This is a genomic window from Raineyella fluvialis (assembly GCF_009646095.1).
GTDB classification, from domain to species: domain Bacteria; phylum Actinomycetota; class Actinomycetes; order Propionibacteriales; family Propionibacteriaceae; genus Raineyella; species Raineyella fluvialis.
This window is the reverse complement of record NZ_CP045725.1, coordinates 388,863-413,249: the sequence shown is the minus strand read 5'-3', so window position 1 is coordinate 413,249 and position 24,387 is coordinate 388,863. Positions and strand designations below refer to the sequence as shown.

14 protein-coding genes and 1 pseudogene are annotated in these 24,387 nt (G+C 66.8%); 5 read left to right on the top strand and 10 right to left on the bottom strand.

The features are described 5' to 3' along the window. Positions 1-279 precede the first annotated feature (279 nt). Both Rai3103_RS01805 and Rai3103_RS01800 read left to right on the top strand, forming a co-directional pair. On the top strand, positions 280-522 hold the full coding sequence (locus Rai3103_RS01805; protein ID WP_153571150.1) for a type II toxin-antitoxin system Phd/YefM family antitoxin: 243 nt from the start codon (positions 280-282) through the stop codon (positions 520-522). Further along, complete coding sequence (locus tag Rai3103_RS01800; protein WP_153571149.1) at positions 519-944, top strand: type II toxin-antitoxin system VapC family toxin; 426 nt, start codon at positions 519-521, stop codon at positions 942-944. Before Rai3103_RS01805 ends, Rai3103_RS01800 begins: the two co-directional genes overlap by 4 nt. Here Rai3103_RS01800 and Rai3103_RS01795 read toward each other — a convergent pair. Together Rai3103_RS01795 and Rai3103_RS01790 are read right to left on the bottom strand one after the other, a co-directional pair. Continuing rightward, on the bottom strand, positions 938-1,087 hold the full coding sequence (locus tag Rai3103_RS01795; RefSeq protein WP_153571148.1) for an SIR2 family protein: 150 nt from the start codon (positions 1,085-1,087) through the stop codon (positions 938-940). The genes Rai3103_RS01800 and Rai3103_RS01795 overlap by 7 nt on opposite strands. Positions 1,088-1,190: 103 nt before the next feature. Then, positions 1,191-2,402, bottom strand: a complete 1,212-nt coding sequence (locus tag Rai3103_RS01790; protein ID WP_153571147.1) for a UvrD-helicase domain-containing protein — start codon at positions 2,400-2,402, stop codon at positions 1,191-1,193. Between the two features lie 485 nt (positions 2,403-2,887). On the opposite strand from Rai3103_RS01790, the gene Rai3103_RS01785 reads away from it, so the two are divergent. Continuing rightward, entirely contained in the window at positions 2,888-3,979 is a 1,092-nt protein-coding gene (locus tag Rai3103_RS01785; RefSeq protein WP_153571146.1) for a pyridoxal-phosphate-dependent aminotransferase family protein, read from the top strand. A 225-nt stretch (positions 3,980-4,204) separates the two neighbouring features. Here the strand turns inward: Rai3103_RS01785 and Rai3103_RS01780 are convergent, their stop codons facing one another. From Rai3103_RS01780 to Rai3103_RS01770, 3 genes are all read right to left on the bottom strand, one after another. Then, positions 4,205-4,831: a glycoside hydrolase family 3 protein gene (locus Rai3103_RS01780; protein WP_153571145.1), complete on the bottom strand. Its 627-nt coding sequence runs from the start codon at positions 4,829-4,831 to the stop codon at positions 4,205-4,207. A 204-nt stretch (positions 4,832-5,035) separates the two neighbouring features. Then, the gene (locus tag Rai3103_RS01775; protein ID WP_153571144.1) at positions 5,036-5,431 is read right to left on the bottom strand and encodes a hypothetical protein; all 396 of its coding nucleotides are present in this window, start codon (positions 5,429-5,431) and stop codon (positions 5,036-5,038) included. Positions 5,432-5,785: 354 nt separating this feature from the next. Next, positions 5,786-5,983, bottom strand: a complete 198-nt coding sequence (locus Rai3103_RS01770; protein ID WP_153571143.1) for a regulator of G-protein signaling domain-containing protein — start codon at positions 5,981-5,983, stop codon at positions 5,786-5,788. A gap of 96 nt (positions 5,984-6,079) precedes the next feature. Between Rai3103_RS01770 and Rai3103_RS01765 the strand changes: the two genes are divergently transcribed. Next, positions 6,080-7,393 (top strand): ISL3 family transposase, encoded by a 1,314-nt coding sequence (locus Rai3103_RS01765; RefSeq protein WP_153573528.1) that lies wholly within the window; start codon positions 6,080-6,082, stop codon positions 7,391-7,393. Here Rai3103_RS01765 and Rai3103_RS01760 read toward each other — a convergent pair. Both Rai3103_RS01760 and Rai3103_RS17280 read right to left on the bottom strand, forming a co-directional pair. Further along, positions 7,365-9,074 carry a hypothetical protein gene (locus Rai3103_RS01760; RefSeq protein WP_153571142.1) on the bottom strand — a complete coding sequence of 570 codons (1,710 nt, stop codon included), beginning with the start codon at positions 9,072-9,074 and terminating at the stop codon, positions 7,365-7,367. The genes Rai3103_RS01765 and Rai3103_RS01760 overlap by 29 nt on opposite strands. 89 nt (positions 9,075-9,163) lie before the next feature. After that, a complete protein-coding gene (locus Rai3103_RS17280; RefSeq protein WP_228489078.1) occupies positions 9,164-9,496 on the bottom strand; it encodes a hypothetical protein in 333 nt (110 codons plus the stop codon). Positions 9,497-10,312: 816 nt separating this feature from the next. Between Rai3103_RS17280 and Rai3103_RS01755 the strand changes: the two are divergent. Next, positions 10,313-11,625, top strand: a pseudogene (locus Rai3103_RS01755) (ISL3 family transposase). A 480-nt stretch (positions 11,626-12,105) separates the two neighbouring features. Here the strand turns inward: Rai3103_RS01755 and Rai3103_RS01750 are convergent. From Rai3103_RS01750 to Rai3103_RS01740, 3 genes are read right to left on the bottom strand one after another with little or no spacing between them, the layout of a single operon-like run. Beyond that, entirely contained in the window at positions 12,106-14,148 is a 2,043-nt protein-coding gene (locus Rai3103_RS01750) for a UvrD-helicase domain-containing protein (RefSeq protein ID WP_422396027.1), read from the bottom strand. A gap of 28 nt (positions 14,149-14,176) precedes the next feature. Beyond that, positions 14,177-20,920, bottom strand: a complete 6,744-nt coding sequence (locus Rai3103_RS01745; protein ID WP_422396020.1) for a DEAD/DEAH box helicase — start codon at positions 20,918-20,920, stop codon at positions 14,177-14,179. Beyond that, a complete protein-coding gene (locus Rai3103_RS01740) occupies positions 20,917-24,363 on the bottom strand; it encodes a DNA methyltransferase (protein WP_228489275.1) in 3,447 nt (1,148 codons plus the stop codon). The genes Rai3103_RS01745 and Rai3103_RS01740 overlap by 4 nt, the downstream gene beginning before the upstream one ends. Positions 24,364-24,387: the final 24 nt, after the last annotated feature.

The following is a 24,387-nucleotide window of genomic DNA, read 5'->3' as shown; positions in this document are numbered from 1 at the left end:
TGAGCCTTCCGTGCGAGCAAGGAAGGTGCCCGTCGGCCGGCCGACAGGTAATGACAGCGCCGATGATGGCGCCGTGACGGGGGGGCGGTGCGGGCGGCTTGCGCCCCCTGTTGGCGGGCGGCATCGCGGCCAGGCCGGTCGTCGCTTGTCCGGACGCTGAATGAGGGTCGCCGGGATGGTGAGCAGAGCCCGGGCCGTCCGGATCACCTCGGCGGTCGCTTGCTTTGATTTGCTGGGGCAGGGCTACTCAAGTGCTACGCCGTGGCTACAGTGGAGGATATGAGGACAATCAGCCAGCGCGAGATGCGGAACGAGAGCGGTCGGGTGCTGCGTGAGGTCGAACAGGGGGAGGTGTTCACGGTCACGCGCCGAGGCGCACCGGTCGCGCGCCTTGTCCCTTACCGGGACACCGCGACGGGATACCGGCCAGCTCGCCGGTCTCCGGTGTTCTCCGTGAGTGAACTCGTGCACTCCTCGGTGTCCTCGGACGACATCCTGGCGGACCTGCGCGAGGAACGATGAGCCGGTGGTACCTGGACACCTCGGCGGCCCTGAAGCTCGTCCTGGCCGAACAGGAATCGGAAGCCCTGATCCAGGCGATCACCTCCGAACACCCGACGCTGGTGGCCTGCTATCTACTGGAGACCGAGATGCGGCGGGCCGCACACCGCACCCCGGAACTCTCGCAGCGGCAGGTCACCGACCTCCTGGACCGCATCGACCTCTACGAGGTGACACCGACAGTGTTTCTCCAGGCCGGACTCCTCCCGGGTGAACACCTGCGTTCCTTGGATGCCCTGCACCTGGCGTCAGCGATCGGGACGGGCGTCGACTGTCTGGTGACGTACGACGCCCGGATGGCGGAGGCGGCTCGAGCAGCTGGGCTCGTGGTCATCGCCCCGGGACGGGATCCCGATAGCCCAGCACGCGGAGCAGGTCAGTAACCGCGCCGAACCCTGCGCTCCCGGGGTTTCTCCAGACACCCGTACTTCTCGGTCGTCAGGACGATGGTCGCCGGATGGGCAACGTCACCGTGCAGCTTGAGCAGCCAAGGGTGGCTGCCGATGGCGAATTCCCTCGCGAGCACCCTGAGACCTCCAGAGAGGCCAAGGCCACGACTGAAGTCTGGCTGCCGGCTTGTCGGCCCACGTCAGCCCCCGGTTCAGGGGGACGGCAGCGTTGGGGACCAATCACGAACGGGGTGCGGGCGCCCCTCTGGTAGCCGTCCCATTCTCGAGTCTGACTTTGTGCTCGCAGGCGGGGAAGCGGCTGCAGCCGAGGAACTGACCGTAGGGGCCGGTGCGGAGGACGAGAGTGCCCTGGCCGCATCCAGGACAGGTCCGGACCCTCGTGGGCGTACGAGCGCCGTCCTGCACAACGACGTTGGGATCGTCGAGGAGCTCGACGACGAAGGGTGACTCGGCACCGGCGACGGTGAAGATCGTGACGGCGCGGCGAGCCCGTGTCAGGGCGACGTAGAAGAGGCGTCGCTCTTCCGAATGGGGGAAGCCGTCATCGCCGGCGAGGACGAGTTCGAGGACGGGGTCATCCTGGATCTGGCTGGGGAAGCCGTAGGTTCCCGTGGTGAGGTTCGGGAGGATGACGTAGTCCGCCTCGAGCCCTTTCGCGGCATGGATGGTCCGGAAGGTGACATTCAGGCCGCTGAAGCGACGGCTGGGGAGAAGCGTCTTGTCACCCCTGTAGCGGCCGAGGACGTCGACGGTGCTCCGAGGCGCTCTTTCCGCCAGGTAGGTGAGATGTCGCTCGATGGCTGGCCGCAGTGCTTCGGGCGCATCGACCCGGATGATAGTGACCGGCGGCAGGTCGTCGGGCTGCGAGGAGGCCTCCCGGCGCTGCGCGACGACGTGCTTGGGGATCTGGGCCGGGTTGCGGCTCACGAACCTGCCAGCAATGTCCGCGATGGTCTGCGGATTCCGGAAGGTGGTCGGCAGATAGAGGGTTTCTGCGGGCCCGAACATCTGCTCGAACTGCGTCATGGCGGTGATGTCAGCGCCGGCGAAGCGGTTGATCGCCTGCCAATCGTCCCCGACAGCGAGGAGATACTTCTCCGGTCCCTGACACAGGGCTCGGACGAGTCGCCCCCGCGACTGGCTGGTGTCCTGGAATTCGTCGACGAGGATCAGGCCATGGCTGCTCAGTCCCGGGTCTCGCTCGAGCAGATCGGCCGCTTGGAGGAGCATGTCGTCGAAGTCGATGGCGTCGGCCGCCCGGAGGTCCTGCTCCCAGCGGTCGTGGACCTGCCAGTAGAGCTGGAGGAACATCCGCGTCCGTGGACTGGGCTTGTCGCTGAGCCGCGCGGCGAGCGCCTCGCGGCTCAGCGAATTCGCCTTGACATGGGACATGAAGGTGCGAATGAGCCGTGCAAGACGTTCATGCTCCATCGGCCGTGCTCCGGCCTCCGGACGTGGCCGGTCGGGATTCCAGTCCAACTCCAGGCCGTGGCGACGTGGTGTGGCCGAAGAAGATGGCCCAGACGTTCGTCGCCTCGGGGCCGTTGGACGAGCCCGCGATCGCGGCCCTGCACAGGCGGCTCGTACGGACCTTCCCGGCTGCCTGAGCGGCGACGTCGGTGCCCCGGCCGTGCTCAGAGCTGGAGGGCGCGCCAAGGGCTATCCAGCCAGGAGCGCGCAGTTGGTGACGACGGCGGTCCAGAAGACGGTCTGGAACGGCTCCTTGCGCGTCCTGTGGCGGTAGACGTGCCGGCCACCTCGGTGCGTGGGGCCACGGCGTTGTTGAGCGCGTCGACGGCCTTGGCGGCTGGAGGTTGCGCGGCCCCCGAACCCATTCATGTCCGCGCCGCGCGCCGCTGGCCCCCCGGGCCCTTGCCGCCTAGATTCGGGGGTACGCCACCGAAGGGACGCCACCGATGCCGCACACCGAGTTCTCTGTCGTCTACACCGCGCACGCCACGCACCACGCGGCGCCAGAGTTCATGGAGGCATTCAAGCTGACGCTCGAGATCGCCCAGGAGGCGTACCGGGCCGGCTCGGCGACGTTCGTGCCGGGCACGGGCACCGGGGGCATGGAGTCAGTGGCGCGCCAACTCGCCCCTGGTAAGCGCTGCCTGGTCGTACGCAACGGGCTCTTCTCGTTCCGGTGGTCGGCGATCCTCGACGCGGCGCAGATCGCCCGCGAGGTGCGTGTCCTCAAGGCCCGCCAGGTCGAGGACGCTCCCACCGCCCCCTTCGCTCCGCCGCCGGTCGACGAGGTGGTCGCCGCGATCACCGAGCAGCGCTCCGAGGTCGTGTTCGTGCCCCAGGTCGAGACGTCGGCAGGCATGCTGCTTCCCGACGACTACCTCACCCGCGTCGCCGAGGCCACGCACGCGGTCGGCGGACTCCTGGTGGTGGACGCCATCGCCGCCGGCCCGCTGTTCGTCGACATGCCCACGGTCGGGGCCGACGTCGTCATCTCCGCCCCGCAGAAGACCTGGAGCGGAACGCCGTGCGGGGCCATGGTGATGATGACGGACGCAGTGAAGGCCGGGCTGGCGCCGACGAGTTCGTTCGCCCTCGACCTGGCCTACTGGACCCGCGTCGCCGACAGCGGCCGCGCGATGAAGGTCGCCTACCACGCGACATTGCCGACCGACACGATCATCGCCAACTCCCGCATGATGGCGGCGGTGCGCGACCTCGGCTTCGACACCGCCCGGGCGCGCCAGTGGGAGCTCGGCACCCGGGTGCGCGGCGGCCTTGCTGACCTCGGCTACCCGTCGGTCGCCGCCCCAGGCTTCGAGAGCCCGAGCGTCGTGGTGGTGTACGCCGACGACGCCTTGGCCACGGGCGACACCGGCGGTACTGGCATCCGGGTGTCGAACGGCGTCCCCCTGCAGCTCGGCGAGCGGCCGGACTATCGGGCCGTCCGGATCGGCCTGTTCGGGCTGTCGAAGCTCACCGACGTCGACGGCACCGCACGGGACCTGCTCGGCGCCTTCGCGGCCCTTCGTCGGGCCTGAGCCAGGACGGGACCGGCCGGGGCATCGGCGTCACCGGTGAAGGCGACCCCTCGGGCACTGACCGAATCGAACTGCTCGGGCCTCTGGGCCTGCTGCATGATCCGGTGATTGTTGGTCAGATGTCGAGCATCCGCTCAGCACTTCGAGAAGGACTCTTCACTTTGACCTGAGCGGCGTCCCGAGTGGCGACGCGCTGAGGGCGCGGAGGTAGCAGCCTGAAGGTCGTTACCGGCGATGGAGGTCTGGCGGACGTTGTCGCCGTCGGCGGTGTAGGGCCGGTACTGCAGCGACAGCGGGTAGAACGTCTTGGTGCCGTGGGGCGTTCTCGATCATGCCGGCCTTGCTGAAGTTGGTGCCGTTGTCGGGGCTGCGCATCCCGACCAGCACCAGGTCGACGCCCTTCAGGTCGGTCGCCTGGAAGCCGACCACGTTGCCGTCGGCGTCCTTGACCTCGGTGTCGGTGCGTACCTCCTTGAAGTACTTCTTCGCCACCTCGACCGACAGGGTCGGGCCGCTGGTGGTCTCGGCGCCGCTCCACGGTCCGGCGAAGCTGGTCGCCTTGCTGGAGGGGATGTAGACCGTCTTGTTCTTCCACGCCGCCAGCGGCAGCTTCTTGATGGTCCTGTCCTCGTTCTTCAGCATGACGATTGAGTCGAGCTGGGCCTGGTAGCCGGCGGTGACCTTGTCATCCGAGGTGACGATCGACTGCGAGGCGCCCAGGTCTAGGTACGGGTTCTCGTACAGGCCGGGGGCGAAGAACATCTTCAGGATCCGCTCGGCCGAGGCCCGGAAGCGCGCGTCCGCGCTGCCGTTGTCATGCTCGGCCGCCCACATGTCGTAGGCCTCGAGCACCGGCACCTTGTTGTGTTCCCGCCGAACAGGTCGACGCCGGCCTCGAGGATCACGCAAGGCGTTCGGCGACCGTGAGGTCCTCCATGCCCCAGGCCATGCCGAACCGCACGTTCGGGTGCTGGTCGCCATGGTGACGCCCCAATCGGTGCAGATGACGCCCCCGTAGCCGTTGTCCGGGCGCAGCAGGTCGATCTTGGCCTGGTCCTACGCCGAGCCGACCCCGCCGCACGGTTGTAGGTGACGACGGACTCGGCGGTCGCGCGCGGGTCGGAGCTGAAGTTCACCGGTACGTACGACCGGCCCTCGTCGGCGCGGAACTCCACGCACGCCTGCATCTGGTTGTTCCCAGGCGACGTTGGCGTTCACGTTGTTGGAACCGGCGTTCAGCACGTTGCGAAGCTGGTCGTTCGCAGAGTAGGTCGGCTCGGTATCGGTGAGGCCGGCCTCGGGGAAGCGCTCGTGGCTCCTGATCAGCATCAGGCCCGCGATCTGCTCGATCGCCAGCCCCTGGGCCAGGGCCTCCGCCCGCTCTTCGTACGTCCTGCGCCACTCCTCCCACGCGTCGAGGCGCCGTCGACGTCCATGAACGCGTACGTGCACGGGCCGACGGCGTCTTCCAGCAGGGCGACCCTGCTGTCGGGGCTGTAGCTCAGCGTCGCTCCGTCGCCGGGACTGTCGACGACAATGTGATCATCCTGCCGTCGGTGACCTCGCTGGAAGTGTAGGTCCCACCCTGCGCTGGCGGTCAGCGGGGCCGGATAAGCGAGCAGTACGGGAGAGGGAAACGCCTCGCCACAGCCATGTCTGTCCCGAAATCCGGCCACCTGAACCAACTCGTGTCAGACCCGGCACGGTGAAGATTGAGGCTAGTCCGTGCCGCCCTCAGCGCCGGGCGGCACGGACTCATTCGGTGGATGCAGTCATCTGCAGGCGAATCGGCAGCACCGTGTGACCTCAGGCCTCCCAGTGCCTCGCGGCCACAATATCAATCGCATCTTCTGACGTTTGTTCGAGGAAGCGCTTAGATGAATCTCCTTTGAGCTTGTCCACGATCTTGGCCATGCGGACGGCGCGCCGGGAGTCGTCGAGTGACTCGGCCTCTGCAACTTGATTCATTACTGGCTCTTCGCAGTTGAGGGTGTAGGTGCGCACTGAACTGGGGCCGACTCTGGGACATGGGCGTGAAGAAGGGCCCTGGGTTGGAAGATGGAGGTTCTCTACGCCGTCATCGCCAAGCCCAAGGCCCGTATGTCCCAGCCTACGTCACCCCTGTCCACTCCTTGCCTGGACGAGTTCTGCCGCCTCGATCGTCTCGGCCTGACGGTGGTCGGCCAGCAGGTCGCTCCCGACCACACCGTTCTGGTCTGCCACGTCGTCGCGCCCGGTGACGTGTGTCCCGCGTGCGGGCAACGCGGGACTGCCCGCGACATGGTGACCCGCCGACTGGCGCATGTCCCGTTCGGCTGGTGGCCGACGATCCTGCACGTGCGGGTGCGCCGCTACCGGTGCTCGCAGTGCCGCAAGGTGTGGCGCCAGGACCTGCGGCCGGCCGCCTCGGCGCGGGCGAAGCTGTCGCGTGACGCGGTGACGTGGGCCTTGCGCGCGTTGGTGATCGATCGGATGTCGGTCGCCCGGATCGCCCAGGCGCTGGGCGTGGCGTGGAACACCGCGAACAAGGCCGTCCTCGCCGCAGGCCGCCAGCTGTTGATCGCCGACCCTGCCCGTCTGGGCGGGGTGGAGGTGATCGGGGTCGATGAGCACGTGTGGCGCCACACCCGCCACGGCGAGCGCTACGTCACGGTGATCATCGACCTGACCCCGATCCGTGACCACACGGGCCCGGCGCGCCTCCTCGACATGGTCGAGGGACGTTCGAAGAAGGTGTTCAAGGCCTGGCTCGCCGACCAGACCGCAGCGTTCCGCGCCCGGGTGGAGGTCGTCGCGATGGACGGGTTCACTGGCTTCAAGACCGCCGCTGTCGAGGAACTGCCCGACGCGGCGGAGGTGATGGACCCCTTCCACGTCGTCGCCCTCGCCGGAGACAAGCTCGACCAGACCAGACAGCGGATCCAGCAGGCCACCCGCGGGCATCGGGGCCGGTCGGGTGACCCGCTCTACGGCATCCGCCGGGCGTTGCGGACCAGCGCCGGCCTGCTCACCGACAGGCAGATTGCCCGGATCGGAGCGGTGTTCGCCGACGACGCCCACGTCGCCGTCGAGGCCACCTGGGGCGTCTACCAGCGGGTGATCGAGGCCTACCGACAGCCGTCACGGGCCGACGGCAAGCAGATGATGACAGCGCTGATCGCCTCGATCTCCCACGGGGTCCCGAAGGCGTTGGGTGAGGTGATCACGCTGGGACGGACACTGAAACGCCGCCGCACCGACATCTTGGCCTACTTCGACCATCCCGGCACCTCGAACGGGCCGACGGAGGCGATCAACGGCCGACTGGAACACCTACGCGGCACCGCCCTCGGCTTCCGGAACCTTGTCCACTACCGGCTACGAGCACTGCTCGACACCGGGGGCTTCAGACCCCGACTCCACTCTCTTTTGTGAAGAGCCTCATTACTTCATGGAATGCGTCAACGTCCATTCTCCGCCCCAGGGAGACGCCCAGCAGTCCTGGAAAGACGTTCTTGAATGTGGTGCGCACGTCAGCCGCCTTTGGTGCCAAGGTGAGAAAATTCAACAGAAAATCGGGGCGCATCATGTATTGGGCGTTATGCTTCCGCACCAGGTCCCTGGTGTGACGCAGAATAGACGTCTCACCCGTAAGCCACCAAGTGCTAAGCCCAAATTCTGTGGCGCTAGCGTCCTCGCGACGCTTCACGCGACGGCCATAGACGGCTGAGGCGAGTAGGGCATCATTGCGGGCCAGCACGTCGTTCTTCTTGGATTGGGCAAGAGCGGCACCAAGGCGATCAACCTCTTTGGCGTCATAGTAGTGGGCAAGTTCATCTTCCGAGCGATACTGCATGTTGAATGCGAGACACAGGTAAAGGCGAACATCTTTCAGGGTCGAGTCGTGGTGCAGGTCGGGGTAGTCGCAAAACATGTTTACAAACCCCTGCCAGTTTGAAGGCCGGGAAGAGCCGAGGTCTGTGTTTATGTGCGCATAAAGGAATGCTCGCAACATGATGTGAGGGACGTTTCGAATAATTTCATATGGTAGATGATCTTCACTGCCTGCAATGTGGTTCCTGTATTCGTGATCGCAGACCCGAAGATGGCTACACACCTCATTAAGGACTGGTGCTGTCAATATAAGCTTGGCGCCTTGTTGGGCTGCAATGGCGAGCGTGTTTCGCGTTACTTGGTCGGCTGGGGGAAGGAAGTGTTCACTAAGGGCGCGTAAGAGAACATCAGTTCCCACGTAAAGATAGAAGTCGCCGGCCAAGTTCTGGAAATATTCAATCAGGCGGGGTTCTGTGTTCAGGGTGAAGAGGAGTGAGTAAGTCAAAGAAAGCTTGTGCAAGTATTCCCGCTCGACGGGGTCTGACTCATAGAGGACGCCCCGCAGTGCTCCCAGCGCTGCCTCGCCGACGAGACCAGCGTGGCTACCTGTTTGGCCCCGTTCTGTGAGAGCTTTCTTGATGGCCTCCGTAATGGTCGGGAAGGGGCGAATTTCGTTGTCTCTCTTTTCGAGGAAACTTGCAAATTCTAGTCCTTGCGTCTCAAATGTGACTTGGATAGCACGTTGAGCCACGTCGACAGCAGCGCGTAAACCAGTATCGCCCAAACCGGGGCGCCTCTCAGATGTGATGCGAATCTCCATGCGTTCGCGAAATCCTACTTGCAATGCCTCATCCGCTGCACTCTCAGATTCGATTCGACTCCGAGTCTGGTATGGCAGGCAGTAGGCGTCCTTCTTCTGGTGAGCCTGGATGGCCCGCCCTCCGGGATAACTCTTGGCGGACATTGCCGCTAAACGTTTCTTCAATCGTCGATCAACCATCGCCTTCACGCCGGGGAGTTCGCCGGCAATCCGCTGCAGAATCTCTTCTTGGGATCGCAAAACCCCTTCATCAGGGTCAGTCCCTTCAAGAGCCCATAGAATTAGCGCATCTGTCATAGAATTTACCAGGTGTTGGTTGCCGTCGTGGCGAGAGAACTCTTGCGCCAAGAAGACGAAGACGGCTGGAGATTTAACATGCTGTGAAACCGGCATAATGGTCGACCTGCCGACCCCTTTGAGGAAGTCTGTATGTGAGCGCAGGTGGTAGTCGAACGCCGCCATCGTTTGAGGTCCGTCATTGATGTGGCTCTGAATGTAATTTCGATCACGGATAGTGACCGTTACATCTAGTTCGTCCGCAAGGGCTGACTCTAGTTGATCCGTGTATCGAACGACGTGGGGGTTACATAGACAAGGCTTCGTGGCTCGCGGCCGAATTCGCGAAGTCGTTTGATCGTTCGACGAACTTTCTTTTCGATCTCCGACTCAATGCTGGCTTGATAGAATCTATTGGGGCGCGTGGCGTCCTCGTAAACTGGGGTCTCATATGCATCAGCCCCTCCGTCTTTCATGCCACCGAGGGGGGCAAATGTGCTGCCCGCAATGGCGGGGTAGAGCTGATTGACAAATAACTCGAACGAGTTACCGTCAGCGCGATCAAGGGCGACCTTTAGCAGGTCTGGATGGATAGGTTCAAGACTCATTTTCAACCACCGTGGCAGTGTGACGTTTGAAGTTCCACAAGAAGCGGTCCGGCCTCTTTCTTCGGACACGGGAAGACGTAAGGTGCTGGCACTGAGTTTCGGCAAGTCTGATGCATCCGTGCTGACGTGCCTCGATGCAGACCTAATGGGCACCAACAGCTACCTCTTCCCCGATCCGCTGTCGGCTGGGACTTCGTCTTCGTGGCCACCGATCATCTTAACGCCACGCCTCTGACATGTCTCGAAAATTCGCTTGCCGAGTCGAAAGAGTCTGCGCCGCTCCTTGAGGCTCGGCCTACGAGGTCACGGATCGATAGGTCGGGGATCTGAAAGCATTCCGCCCGTTGCTGCTTCAACGAGTTCTGTACTTCGTCGTTCGTTCTTGCAGGCCTAGCTATCCTCCTCCCTTCGCCGTGACAGGATAGGTGCAGCTCTACAGTGCTCTCCGGCGTGTCCAGGACCATGCCGATTGGAAGTGACTGCCGAGTAGCTCGAACCGAGCCTGGGGTATTTCGCGTGGAGACGGGCCGCCTCGGTCGTGCATGGGCCCGTTTGCTTGCTGCTCCCCTTCAGGGTTGGCGGCCCTTCTCCCGCAAAGAGGCCCACAGCAGAAGCTCGTCCGGACTGCCAAGGCCTCGTCCTCGTTTGGATTGAGGTAGACGAGAAGAATGTATGTAAGGAGCTTTGGGGCTCTTCGCAGTTGAGGGTGTAGGTGCGCACTGAACTGGGGCCGACTCTGGGACATGGGCGTGAAGAAGGGCCCTGGGTTGGAAGATGGAGGTTCTCTACGCCGTCATCGCCAAGCCCAAGGCCCGTATGTCCCAGCCTACGTCACCCCTGTCCACTCCTTGCCTGGACGAGTTCTGCCGCCTCGATCGTCTCGGCCGACGGTGGTCGGCCAGCAGGTCGCTCCCGACCACACCGTTCTGGTCTGCCACGTCGTCGCGCCCGGTGACGTGTGTCCCGCGTGCGGGCAACGCGGGACTGCCCGCGACATGGTGACCCGCCGACTGGCGCATGTCCCGTTCGGCTGGTGGCCGACGATCCTGCACGTGCGGGTGCGCCGCTACCGGTGCTCGCAGTGCCGCAAGGTGTGGCGCCAGGACCTGCGGCCGGCCGCCTCGGCGCGGGCGAAGCTGTCGCGTGACGCGGTGACGTGGGCCTTGCGCGCGTTGGTGATCGATCGGATGTCGGTCGCCCGGATCGCCCAGGCGCTGGGCGTGGCGTGGAACACCGCGAACAAGGCCGTCCTCGCCGCAGGCCGCCAGCTGTTGATCGCCGACCCTGCCCGTCTGGGCGGGGTGGAGGTGATCGGGGTCGATGAGCACGTGTGGCGCCACACCCGCCACGGCGAGCGCTACGTCACGGTGATCATCGACCTGACCCCGATCCGTGACCACACGGGCCCGGCGCGCCTCCTCGACATGGTCGAGGGACGTTCGAAGAAGGTGTTCAAGGCCTGGCTCGCCGACCAGACCGCAGCGTTCCGCGCCCGGGTGGAGGTCGTCGCGATGGACGGGTTCACTGGCTTCAAGACCGCCGCTGTCGAGGAACTGCCCGACGCGGCGGAGGTGATGGACCCCTTCCACGTCGTCGCCCTCGCCGGAGACAAGCTCGACCAGACCAGACAGCGGATCCAGCAGGCCACCCGCGGGCATCGGGGCCGGTCGGGTGACCCGCTCTACGGCATCCGCCGGGCGTTGCGGACCAGCGCCGGCCTGCTCACCGACAGGCAGATTGCCCGGATCGGAGCGGTGTTCGCCGACGACGCCCACGTCGCCGTCGAGGCCACCTGGGGCGTCTACCAGCGGGTGATCGAGGCCTACCGACAGCCGTCACGGGCCGACGGCAAGCAGATGATGACAGCGCTGATCGCCTCGATCTCCCACGGGGTCCCGAAGGCGTTGGGTGAGGTGATCACGCTGGGACGGACACTGAAACGCCGCCGCACCGACATCTTGGCCTACTTCGACCATCCCGGCACCTCGAACGGGCCGACGGAGGCGATCAACGGCCGACTGGAACACCTACGCGGCACCGCCCTCGGCTTCCGGAACCTTGTCCACTACCGGCTACGAGCACTGCTCGACACCGGGGGCTTCAGACCCCGACTCCACTCTCTTTTGTGAAGAGCCAGCTTTGGTGAATATTGGTAATGCGAATATCCGTCGAAAGACGCCTGTGGAACGGCGCCAGCATTTTGAGGCGGTCTAGGACGAACAGGGCACCTTCCCGGCTCCGCCGACGATCCGTTAGGCCCGTGTGGAGAGCCACAGGCTATAATTCAGGCGTCGCGTGTATGCGGGTCGCTGCGAGTCTAACTTCCGCTCACGAGGCAGGAATGCTGCGGCGCCTCTCTGTTAGGTCTGCGTCGTTTCTAGAGGATGGTGACCTAGGTTACCGATCGTTTTCCTAAACGATGATCAACTCCACCGATCCGGGTGGTTCACCGGTGCTGGGAGGTGTGCAGCTCTTTCTGTTTGTAATCTCTATGTCTCACAAGCAAGTTCGCAGACTTGCGAGGAGGGAAAAATGTGAGAAGTTGAGAAGGTGGCGAGGTGCAATCAAGTGGTCGACGGTCTGCCGACTTCCGCTCACGGATCTGGCGTCTACCCCCTCGGCAGCAGCTCACTCGCCTCCCCGCTCCACGTCACCACCAGCTCATCCCTGGCCCGCGACGCTGCCACGTACAGCAGCGACCGTTCCCGCAGCAGCGCATCCTGCTTCTCGTCGACGGAGTAATCAGCGCCTCTGACGATCTTCGGGATCGACTTCTCGCTCATCCCGAACAGCAGCACCTTCGAGAACTCCGTGCCCTTCGCCCGGTGCATCGTCATCGCCACCGGCGGGCCGGGCTTGACCGCTTCCCGATCCACGGGGCGTACGTTGACTCCGCGCTCGCCCAGACCACTGACCACCCGGTCGCGCTGGTACTGGTCGCGTACAAGGATCGCAATCGTCTCCGTACCCCGTCCCTCTTGCGGCGCCTGCTCGGCCCAGCCGCGGATCAGGTTGGCGGCCGTATCCAGCTCCCCGTTCATCGACCCGCACGCGATCACCTGCGGTACCGGCCCTCGCCGCGAGGAGTGGTAGCGGCCGGTCTCCTCGGGCTGGTCCTCCAGGTCGGCGTAGGTCCCGCCGTCGAGCACGCCGAGGGCGAAGTGCAGGTTCTCCGCAGTCGTCCGGTAGTTCAGGGTCAGGCGCTGCGACCGGCCGACGATCCGGATCCCGTACTGGCCCAGCACGAGCTTGTGGCCGTAGATCCGCTGATGGGAATCCTCGGCGATGAAGAGGTCGTTCGGGCCCTCGCCGACCAGAGCCCGCAGTAGCTGCCAGTGCGCGGGGGAGAGGTCCTGGCCCTCGTCGACCAGGAGGTGGTCGGCCCGGTGACCCTGTCCTTCGGCCGCCTGCTTGGTCAGGTGCGCGGCCGCGACAGTCGCGGCCTCGGCGAAGTCGAGCGTGCCCTCGACCCTGGAGCTTGCCCGGTAGGCCTCGATGACCTGCCACACCGCAGCGCGTTCCTTGCGGTTGAGGCGTACGCCCCGGCCGGGCCGGCGGACGCGCAGATAATCGGCCTGCGCCGTGATGTGCCCCGGCAGGACGACGGCCTCGTACTCGGCCTGCAAGAAGTGGGGGGTGTGCAGGGCAGCCGGCAGGTCGGACCCGGCCGTGGCGATCGCCGCCTTCCAGGCATCGCCGGCTGTGCGCTGCTGGACGTGGGAACTCGGGGCTCCGAGCACATCGTCGACGGCGGCGCTGATTTCGGAGCCGGCCGACTTGATGGCCGCGTACGCCAGCGCGTCGACGCCACGGACCAGGACGCCGGGATCTCCCAGTTCCTGAGCCCGGGGCAGGTCCGGGTCGAGTCGACTCAGGTCACGGGCCAGGGCGTCCGCGAGGTTCGTGGTGAAGGTGGTCAGGACGATGCGCGCCTGCGGATTGGCCTTGGCGAGTCGCCGGGCGCGGTGCAGCAGGACCACGGTCTTGCCCGTGCCGGCGCCGCCGGAGAGCCGGAACGGGCCCTGGTAGTCACGGGTCACGTACTTGCGCTGCTCGGGGTGCAGCCAGACGCGCCAGGCGCCGAAGTCGCCCTCTTCGATGATCCGGCGCAGTTCGTCGTTGTTCTCCACGAAGGTGAACGCCCCTTGTGAGGCGGGCTGCCGCAGACCGTCGAGGATGGCCTGGTCGCTGTCGTCGCGGCCGGGCGCCTCGGTGATTTCGAGGCGATCCTTGACCTCGGCGACTGTTGCGCCGGCCGCCAGTTCCAGCAGCGCGTTGCTGCGCCAGTCGACGAACGCGCCGGCCAGGTCGAGGATGGCGTCCTCGTCCGCACACGCCAGCACCCGCTCGGCGAGGGCCTCGTCGAGGCCGAGACCGTTCACCAACTCGGCGCGGGTGGCGGCGACCTGCCAGGGCCTCCGGGTGGGGACGATGGCGCTCTCTACCGAGGCTGCAGGGCCGGGCGCCGGGGCGGGCGCTGTACCGGCTGTGGCCCCGAGGACCGGCGCCGTCCCAGTGACAGCTGCCGGCCCGGTGGCAGGAGAGGGCCCGGCGTCCGCCGTGCTCGTTGCCGCGGTCGGCGCCCCAGGGGAGGGCACCCACGTCGAGGTGGCCGGCTCCTCCTTTGGAGTGGTTGCCTCGATGACCTCCATCAGGCCGTTGACCGGATTGGTCTTCAGCTTAGTCCGCTGCGCGATCCTGATCGCGTCGTCGTGGTTCCAGATGCCGTGGAAGACGTACGAGACGTCGTTCGCGCCGGTCAGACGGAACAGCACCGCACGGAACTGCAGGTCGACCCGGCCGGTCCGTACCCGAGGATCCGCGCTGTTCTTGATCGGCTCGATATGCAGCCCGGGGGCGCTGTCGTCCTCGGTCAGCTTCTCGAGGAAGGCGAAGGCCTTGCTCCGCAGCCGCGGATCGATCCTGCTCAACGGCTTGATCATGATCAGATTCGACTCGGCCATCAGACGCCCTCCTGCCCTCGTTGCGCCGGTCAGCGGCGCCGCTGAGGGCCGCCTCGATGTCGGTGGCTTCCGGCCCGAGCACCGTCCAGCCCCGTGTACGCAGGTCCTCGACGTCCTGCTCGACCAGGTCTCTCAACACGACCACGTGCTCGACCTCCCACAAGAACATGGCGGGGATGCCGGTGTCGCCGACCTCGTCGCCCATCGCGTCGGGCGTACGCAACCCGGCCCGGGCCAGTTCCTCGCCAAGGCTGCGCTCGTCCTCCAGTGCCCCGTCGAGAATCGTTTTCCAGCCAGGAGTGAACACCTCGGCCCGGAGACCGCCGGTCCCCGACGCCGGGACCGAAGCGGCCGGCGCCGGTCCGGACGCTTTCTGCGCCGCGGCCAACTTCATCCGCTCCAGCGTGGTGATCGTGGTCGGCATCTGGCGGCCCTGCAGTCCGTTCGCGACGGTCAGCCAGTCCCACCAGGCATCGGGGAACCCGGCCGACCCGACCGCCGAGGGCCGATCGTCGACCATGGCGACGACCTCGATGGAATCGGCTGGCATCAGCCGCGAGAACACCACGAGGGGACCCCGGTGCCACCACCAGGCCGGCACCGTCTCGCCGACCACGACGCCGGGCGAGCCGCCCTGCAGGATCCGGCGGGCCTGCTCGGCGGCGGGTTGGTTCGCCGTGACGACCCCGCTGACAGCCTGGGTTGACGTTGCGAAGATCATCGGCAGGTGGTCCGCCATCCGACGCTGCGCATCGGCGTACGGCGCCCGGATCCATCGACGCAGGAAGGCGAACGGGCCGCCGGTGACCACCGCGTAGTCGCCGGACTGGTACTGGCCATGGTTCGCCACCACGCCGGCCTGCGCCTCGTCGAACCACTCCGGCGCCGCGACGGTGATCCGCTCGTCGGCCCGTCGCTTCTCCTCAGTGCTCACATCCGCTGCGGTGACGCTGAGGACCAGATAGCCCGCCTCGGCCAGCGCGGATCGCTTCCCGGCATCATCGGCCAGCCGGTTCACGGCGACGCTGGCGTGGTAGGCGAGCCCGTCGGTGAAGATCGCGACCGGCGGGACGTTCGTGTCGTCGGAACGCAGTACGAAGTCCGGCTTCGAGTTGAGGACGGGCACCTGCGGCTCCAGCGTCCAGCGGCGGGGACGTACGTTCGCCCGGATCGTGTTGCCCCAGGTCCCGGGCACGTCCTGGACGGTGGCGTTGAGGTCCTCCAGCAGCGCCCGGAACAGTTCGGCGAAGCGCAGCTCCAGCGGCGACATCGACGGATCCGCCGGCGGCCGCTCGACCGTGACGTCCCAGACCAGGTCCGGCTCGGGTTCGTCGAGGCGTCCTGCGGTCAGGATCGCTCCCAGGTGCCGCTCGGCGGCCTGCCGGGACACCCGGTCGATGTCGCGCCCCGCTGCCAGCGGCAGCAGGCAGCGGTGGCAGGCCAGCCGCTCCTCGTCGCGACAGGGACACTCGGCGACCTTGCGCCAGGCCTGGTAGAGCAGGTCGTGGACCCGTGCCGGGTCGGACAGCTCGGCCAGGTAGCCGGTTCCGCCGGGCACAGTGTCGTAGAGCACCAGCGCCTCGCGGGTGCCCAGCTCGGTGCTGACCGGGTCCGGCACCTCCGCGACGCCGATGTGGTCGGGCGCGCCGCCGAACTGCTCGCGCAGCCCCAGCTTCAGTGCCGCCGACAGGCTCGGGATCGCGAACGGGTCCCCGGTCGTCACCGAGATCGGCAGCGGGATCATCGCTCCTTGGGTCTGCAGCGTCCGCGACAGCGCGATCTCCTCGACGTGCTCGTCGCTGCTGGTCCGGTAGGCGCACCACGGCCGGTGCTCGTTCCGGCTATTGCTCTTTGCGGTCAGGTCACGGCAGCCGCAGCCGACGCAGACCCGGAACAGCGGCGCGACCATGTCCTTGCCGGCGATCCGCCGCTTCTGCCCGAACTCGCCCTGCTCACCGACGTTGAACCAGCGCAGTGTCATCCGGCGCAGGTACTTCACACCGAAGTCGTAGCCCTTGACATACCACTGCTCGGCGACTTCGGCCGGGTCGACGTCGATCGCCGGCACGATCCCGAACCACACCTGCCGCCGCTCGTCGGAGCGGTCGGAGATCAGCGCCTCGTCGCGCCGTACGGCCGCGGTCACCCGCTTGAGCTCGACGACCGGCACGTGGTTGCCCGTGTCGCGGGTGGAGGAGCTGCCGCACCGTGGGCACGGCTGGGGATCCTGCTGGTGGCCGCTGAGGGCCATGTCCTCCACGTAGCCGCACTCGCTGCACATCGCCATCGCGCGGATCGCCGACGCGTTCGGGCCCAGGTCGACCGCGTCGATCGCGACCTCCAGGCCGTGCACGTAGAACGTCGCCCCGGGGGCGAACTCCCGCAGCGGCGTGGCCCCGCCGGAGCGGTCGACGCCGAAGGAGTCCGACTCGTACGTCTGGCTGTCCGGGTCGAGCCAGGAGACGGAGACGTCCAGGTGCACGCTGTCATCGACCAGGGTGTAGTTCGGCAGGATGCCGTACGCCTCGAGCGTGCCGATCCAGTGGTCGGTGGTCAGCTCGGCGATCTGACCGTTGGTCATCTTCAGCGTGGCCTCGGCGATCCGCAGGTCGCGCTTGTCGTCCTCGGTCGCGGCCGGGACCTCGGCGCGCTGGCGCAGGTCGGGGATCTCCTTCTGGATCGTCAGCTTGCGCTGACGCAGCTCCTGGACCGTACGGGCCCAGCGCCCCGACGCCCCGACCACCATCGCGGCCAGACCGCTATTGCGCGGTGCCTCGCCGGGGGTGGCCCAGGCTCGCAGGTTCGCGACGGCGGCCGGCAGCAGGTCGTCGAAGGCGCTGAGGAAGCGCTCGAGCAGCGGCCCGGCATTCTGTTCGGCGTACGTGACCAGGTCGCCGAGGAAGGTGCCCGGCTCGGTCGAGGCCATCACCGCCTCGGCCAGCCGCGGATGCGCCCGCCCGGGGTCTCGAGCGAACTCGTCGAGGATGTGCGCGAGGTACTGGCGCTGGAGCATCTCCTCGGCGCTCAGGTAGGTCGCCGGCGGGCGGACCGCGCCGTTGATCATGGACAGCGGGTCACCGAGTCGGGGCAGGTGTTCGCCGCGGCCGGTGACGAAGGCCATGTCCAGCGCGTTGCCGGTCAGGCGGCCGGCGCGCCCGACCCGTTGGACGTACGAGGCGACCGTACGGGGCAGTGAGGCGAGGAAGACCGCGGACAGGTCGCCGATGTCGATGCCCATTTCCAGGGTGGGTGTGGCGACGAGGACGTTCGGCGCGCTCGAGTCGGCGCGGGAGGACCGGAAGGCGCCCTCGCGGGCCAGGCGCTCGGTGTCGGGGACCAGGCTGGTGTGTTCGCGGGCGACGACGCGGCGCATGTCGGAGGAGTCGTAGAGGTGGCGGTAGTAGTTGTCCTCGATGGGCGCCCGATCCAGGGTGCCGGAGCAGCGGACCATCAGGCAGGGCGCGCCGACGAGCTGGTCGACGGTCTCGGCCGTGCCGGGGTGCTCGGTGTGGCAGACCGAGCAGTGCAGCCGGTACCGCCCGGCCTGCAGGCCGGGCAGGTCGAGCTCGGAGACCAGCACCCGGTCAGTCGGGATCGCGTAGACGGTGGCCGAGGACTTCGTCGTCGTGGCGGTGAGGATCCCGGCGTCGGCGAGCCGCTGCAGCAGCGCCTTGCTCAGCCGGGCGCCGAACTGCGGCGTGACACCGAGGGTCTTGTTGGCCCAGCGGGAGTACCAGCTCTGCGGGCTGGTGACCGGGTCGAGCAGCGGATCGCCCTTGAGCTGGGCGCCGCCGACGCGGGGGAACCCGGGGGCCGAGCGGCCCTTCGGGAAGGCGGGCATGCCCTGACCCTTGGGCCGGCCGCCCCAGATCATCCAGCGGTTGCCGTCGTTCTCGATGTACTTGTCGAACCACTTGTGGGCGATCGAGCCCTGGGTGCGCATGTGCTCCAGCACGCCGCGGACCCAGCGGACGAGCATGTCGTCGGGGCGCTGGTCGAGCGGGGTGAACAGGGCGGGCTCGGTGTCGGCCTGCTTGATCACCTGCCGGGCGATGTTCGCCAGCGCGGCGGGCATCCCGGCGTCCACCTGGGCGGCGACCGAGCCGGTGAGCTCGAGGGTGCGACCCAGCCGGGCCTGCAGGCCGAACTCCAGCACGGTGTCGAACAGCAGCCGGGACTCCACCCGTCGCGTCGCCGCCACCCGGGCCGGACCGGAGGCATCCGTACGCCAGAAGGCGGAGAAGTCGTCGCGGCCGACCACGTCGGGCGGCAGCAGCCGGTAGCGGCGGAACGGGTCCTTACCGGCGTCGGAGAGGACCGTCGCGACGAGCGACTTCAGTGTGGCCGGTTCGGGACCGATGCTGGCGCGCAGGGCGGCGCGCAGCGTCAGGGTGTGCGAGCGGGACTCGATGAACCCGGCCCGGTGCGCGGCGTCCTGGACGCTGTCGGTGAAGACGAGGGCCTTCTTCTCGGCGGGGTCGAGGTTGTCGGTGCCGAACAGGCCGGACAGCGTCACCGAGAGCTGGGTGGCGATGGCCGAGCCGAGGAAGCGGATGCCGTCGTCCTTCTGGCAGGCGGGGCAGGTGTCCTGGCGGGAGGCGTCGTCGGCGTTGTCGCCCCAGTGGGTGAGGACCGGCAGGTAGTCGCTCTCCTGGCGCTCCTCCTCGCCCGGGTCGGTCCGGGTCAGTTCGCGGCCGCGGACGGAGAACCAGCCGAACTCGCTGTTCTCACCGGGGTTGGCGGCCAGGTGCTCGGCCTCGGAGCTGGTGGCCCGGATCAGGGCGCGGAAGCGGCCGTTGCCGGCGGCGTGGTCGGCGCGGATCCGCTTGTCGTCGTGGTCCAGGCCGGTCCCGGTCGGGCCCAGCCCGACACCCCAGCCGGACCGGCCGCAGTGGCGGCAGTAGACGGCGGGGAACGCGACGGCGCCCGGGTCTCCGGTCACCCCGCCAGCGGCTCCGGTGACCACGCCGTCGTCGGACCAGCGATAACCGGGGGAGGTGCTGGCCAGCCGATCGATCCGGGTGAGTTCGCGGACCCACAGGTGGGTCTCCATGGTGACGAAGCCGCGGCCGAGCTGGGCGCGCAGGTGGCTGAGTGCGCCGACCAGGTCGGTGAGGAACTCGGTGGCCTGCGCCACCAAGTCGGGGCCTGCCCCGGCCAGCGGGACCAGTTCGGTGGCCAGGCTCGCCAGGCTGGTCGCGTCGACCGCATGCTCGATCAGGGAGCGCACCAGCGGGTGCGCCTTGGCGAGGGCTTCGAGGTCGGCGAGCGCGGTGAGCGGCTTGCGCTGGGCCGCGGCGCTGGGGTCGTCGGGCTGATAGAGCCCGTTGAGAACGGTGACCGCGAGATCGTGCGGCTCAGGTGCCTCGCCGAGCTGGGAGACAGCGGCATTGATCGTCCGTAGGAGGCTGGCCTGCACCGGGGCGGGGGAGATGTGGTGAGCAGCGACGCGGGCATGGGCTCCGGCGCACCACTCGTCGAGGCTGACCCGGGTCTCGGTGACCACGTCGTCGGCGCTGAAGGGTTCGCCGAACACCGTGGTGGCGAAGCCGACCATCTCGGCCGGATCGCCCTTGTCACCGAGCGTGGCGGAGGTCGCGACGGGGGTCATCCGGCCCAGCGGGCGGGTCAGTTCATCCTCGGTGTGGGTGCTGGGTGCCCAGTGGCTCTTCAGCGTCAGGCCGAGGCGGCGCAGCAGCATCGCGACGTCGGTGCCCTGGGCCCCGTCGTAGGTGTGGAACTCGTCGAGCACCAGGTAGGTCAGGCTCTCGGCGCTCTGGCGCCAGATCGACTGGTCCTCCTCGCGCAGCAGCAGCTGGTCGAGCATCTTGTAGTTGGTCAGCAGGATGTCGGGGGCCGAGTCGCGGATGATGCCGCGGTCGGTGATCAGGCTGTCCTCGCTGACCCGGGTGCGGGGCTTGCTGTCCTGGCCGGTGTAGAGGGCGGCGGTGACACCGGAGAGCCCGTTCGCCGGGTCGGCGATGAGCTTGGCGAGGCGGAGCGCCTGGTCGTTGGCCAGCGCGTTCATCGGGTAGAGGATCAGCGCCTTGGTGCCGGTGACGCCTCGGTCGTGGGCTCGCAGCACGTGGTCGAGGATCGGGTAGAGGAACGCCTCGGTCTTGCCCGAACCGGTGCCGGTGGTGACCAGGGTCGGCAGTGGCCGGGGCTTGTCCGGCCCCCGGTCGAGGGTGGTCAGCCGCGACCACGCCGTCGCCTGATGGGCGTACGGCGGGTAGGGCGGCTGCCACTCCAGCGACGGTTCGGCGTACTTGGGCGCTGCGCGGTAGGGGAGGCGCATGCGCACGTACGGGCCCTTGAAGATGCCGTCGTGCTCGTCGCTGAGGAAGTCATCGAGCGCGCGCCGGGCATCGGAGTCGGCGAGGGCGAACGTCGTGGTGAGATAGTCCCGCAGCCCGCGCTGAATGTCGCGGGCCTGGAGGGTCGGCAGCAACTCACTCATGAACGCTCTGCCAGCCGCCGCTCGAACTCGGCATATGCCTGCCGCATGTCGGCTTCACGATCGAGCACCCGGAACGGCAACTCGTACGTGTAAGTGTTCCCGGCTTGGTTGGTGGCGGTGCGCTCCTCAGCGGTGATCCGGTTGCCCTTGTTCCGCCACACGGTGAGCACCGAGTTCGGTACTTCGCGGCCGTTGGCGTCGTAGAGGTACTTGTTGTGGTCGTAGCCGTAGAGGACCGCGAACTGGGTGCGGTAAACCGTGCAGAGCTGGTCGGCGGTAACGCCCAGCATCAGCGCGACAAGGGCGTCGATCTCCACGAGCGCGTTGCGCCGGTCCTCGGCGATCCGCAGTGGCGAGGACACCGACCACTCCGGCCCGGCAGCACCCAACGCCGGACGGTTGGGCCGTTCCACACCGCCCGCCCATGCCTCGGTGGCGTACGCGTCATCCCAGAGCTCGCGCCACAGGCCCGCGTACGCGTCAGTGAGGCAGTTGAGACGGAGCGTGCGGAGCAGAAGTGCACGAAGGCCTGGGGAGTCCTCGCGCGGCTTAGGAAGTCGACGGATTACCCCGCCATTGATGTGATCTTTGACCGATGATCGAACGGCCAAGTCGGCAGTTAGGGATGCGGCGAGTCCTTGCGCTATAACCAATTCGAGGGCTCCCGTGGGCCTGAATGTGTTCACCGCATGAACGTGTGCGGGCCCAGGTGGAATAATGGCGGAAATGAGTGTGCGTTCGTTGCTGTTCTTTGCCATTTCGCGCCATGCAATGCGATAGAAGTTACGCGCTGGGCCTGATTTCCATTGTGTGTACTCGGCATCGTAGCCAGCGGGGTCCCCGGCAGGCTTGTACGCCGTCACGGGCAGCGCTTCTGGGGGGAGGGTCTCCAAGTCGGTCAACGACCAGTCTTGGTTGTTCCTCATTGTCGGGTTGGGCGACTTGAAGAACGGCGTTGCGACGTGCAGGTGGGGACCTTGTAGAATCACCTCACGCCATGAGTCCGGGGCTCCCCAGCGAGACTCGAAGCGGCCCTTCCTGCGGTCGATACTCTCGTCCCAACCGCGGGAGAACTCCAAGCCAAGCGATCCGATCCGGTCATTTCGAGCGAGTTGGGTCAGCACATCGGCGACGGCGGTGTTTACTGTGGAAATCATGCGGGTTTCCGCGATAGGAGTCCCGTTCTCCTCTAGGACTTTGTGCCAGGACTCAAGTACCTCTTCTGTGACATGGATGATGCGTGAGCGGTGCGGTCGGAGGTCCCACGTTCGGGTACTCGGGTCCTTGAAACCGGGCTGCTCCCCTTCGCCGCTGTGGTGTAACGAGCGCTCGACGGTGTCAGGGTGGAAAATAGACGATGCTGACAGGAACTGCACTTGTCCCTGGGGTGTCCCATAAATGTGAACTCCGTAAATGCGCTTGTCATCAATTTCGTAGAGCAGGAGTTCGTTGATGAACTGCCAGTGACGGCGAAGTCGGGCGTAGGTCTCCCGTCGTAGCCGTCCGGCCTTTTCATCTGTGAAGTGAGACTCAGGATGAACCAGCGCCACGATCCCCGTCATCGACGAATGTGCCCACGTTTGCGACATGAAGCATCGGTAGAGATCGGGCTGGAGACCTGCCAAGGTCGGATAGTCGACAACTGAGCCGGTGTACTCGGCCAAGACGACCGTGTCAGTTGTGGCACCTAAGACCAAGTCGCGGAGGCCTGGGAGTGCCAGTGTCGCGTCACGGCGGGCTCGCTTCTCAGCCTCGCCGGGCTTCAGGGCGAGTTGCCACCACGGGTCACCTTCCGCCAACAGGGCCTCGACATCCGTGCGGGGCCGCACCCAGGGCGGGTTGCCGACCTGCAGGTCGAAGCCGCCGGAGCCGAAGATGGTTGCGAAGTCCAGGTGCCAGTGGAAGAAGCCCTGCTCGGCGGCGACATCATCGCATACCTGTAGCCAGGGGTGCTGCTGCTTGACCTCTGCGATCGGGCGGGCGCCCGCGCCCTTGATCTCGAAGTCCTCTTGGGCCGCGAGTGTCGCCCACGCGTTGTCGGGCCGCAGCATGTCGGCGCCGTGCTGGGCGGCGCGGCGAGTCTGCTTGTTGGAGCCGACGAGCTGGCCCAGTGCGTCGATCCACTCGTCCAGGCTGGGCGGGTCGATCTTTGGCCGATCGTCCTCGGTCCAGACTTCCTTACCGTGTAGCGGCCAGAACCATAGGGCGCACCAGGCGTCCATCACCCGGCGCAGTCGCCGGTAGGCGCCGTCCTCGTCGGCGAGGGATTCCTCAATCTGCTCGCGGGTGACAGTGGAGCCAGGGAGTTCCTCGTCGAGGCCCCAGAGCTTGATGCTTCTGCGAGACTCCTGCTCGGCCACGACCAGCCGCCGGTAGGCGAGCATCCACAGTGCCTCGACTTGGTGGGCGATCTCCTCGAGAGCGTTGAGCTGCTTGGTCGTCAGCTTCCGGGTGATCGACTTCCGCCATGCCTTGATCTGCTTGACCCGCTCGGGGACGAGTTCCTTGGCTTCCTTGGCCTCTGCGGTCGAGCCCCAGTCGTCTGCCGGAAGCAGGAAGTGGTGAATGCAGCTGCCAAGGTCGATGTCGCGGGTGTCGTCGCGCAGTTTCTCGGCGATCCCAGTGAGCGGGATGTCGGTGGGAGGTATGGTCAGCCAGGCCCGGGAGGTGATCTGGTCGCGGCTGTACACCGCGTGCCGGGCGCCGATGAGGGAGTTGCCGCGGCGCAGGTGGAGGCCGAACCACGGAGCCTGCAGGTCCTTCGACATGGAGTCGAGCCACAGCGTGATCTCGGCGAACTCGACGGCCTGCGTGTTCAGGTCCACCCCGTAGATCTGGTGCAGGGCGATCGAGGCCTTGACCTTCTGCAGCTCCTGTGGGTACTGGTCGGGGTCGATCCGCTCGCCCAGCTCCTCCTGCCGCCGGCTGAGGTACTGCTCGGCGAGCTGACGCACTGCCTCGACCGCGAACGCGCCGGAGCCGAGCGCTGGCTCGCAGACGGTCAGGTCGAGGATGTCGCGGGCCGGCGTACGCTGCCCGTCCTGGTCGAGCAGCTCCTCCAGTGCCTGGGAGACGACGAACCGGGTGATGACCTCGGGGGAGTAGTACGACGCGGACTGCTGGCGCTCCCGCCCGGACAGCCGGAAGACGAACGTGCCGCGGTCGTGCATCACCGGCTTGGTCTCGCCCGTGATCGGATCGGTGGTCGTGACGAAGTCCGACTCGGCGATGTCGTGGGCGCGCTCGACCGGCACCACCCACGAGCCCTTCTCCGCATTGGCGTTCTTCGCCACCTCGTACAGGTCGGTCTCGGCGAAGAAGCCGGTGTAGGACATCAGCCCCTCGTAGACCGCGCCGAGCTGGTTGATGCCGAGGTCGACGTAGGAGATGAAGCCGCGGTCCTTGCCCTTCTGCTCCTTGCTCAGCAGCAGGTGGCGCAACACCTGCTGCAGGGCGGCGTTGCCGAG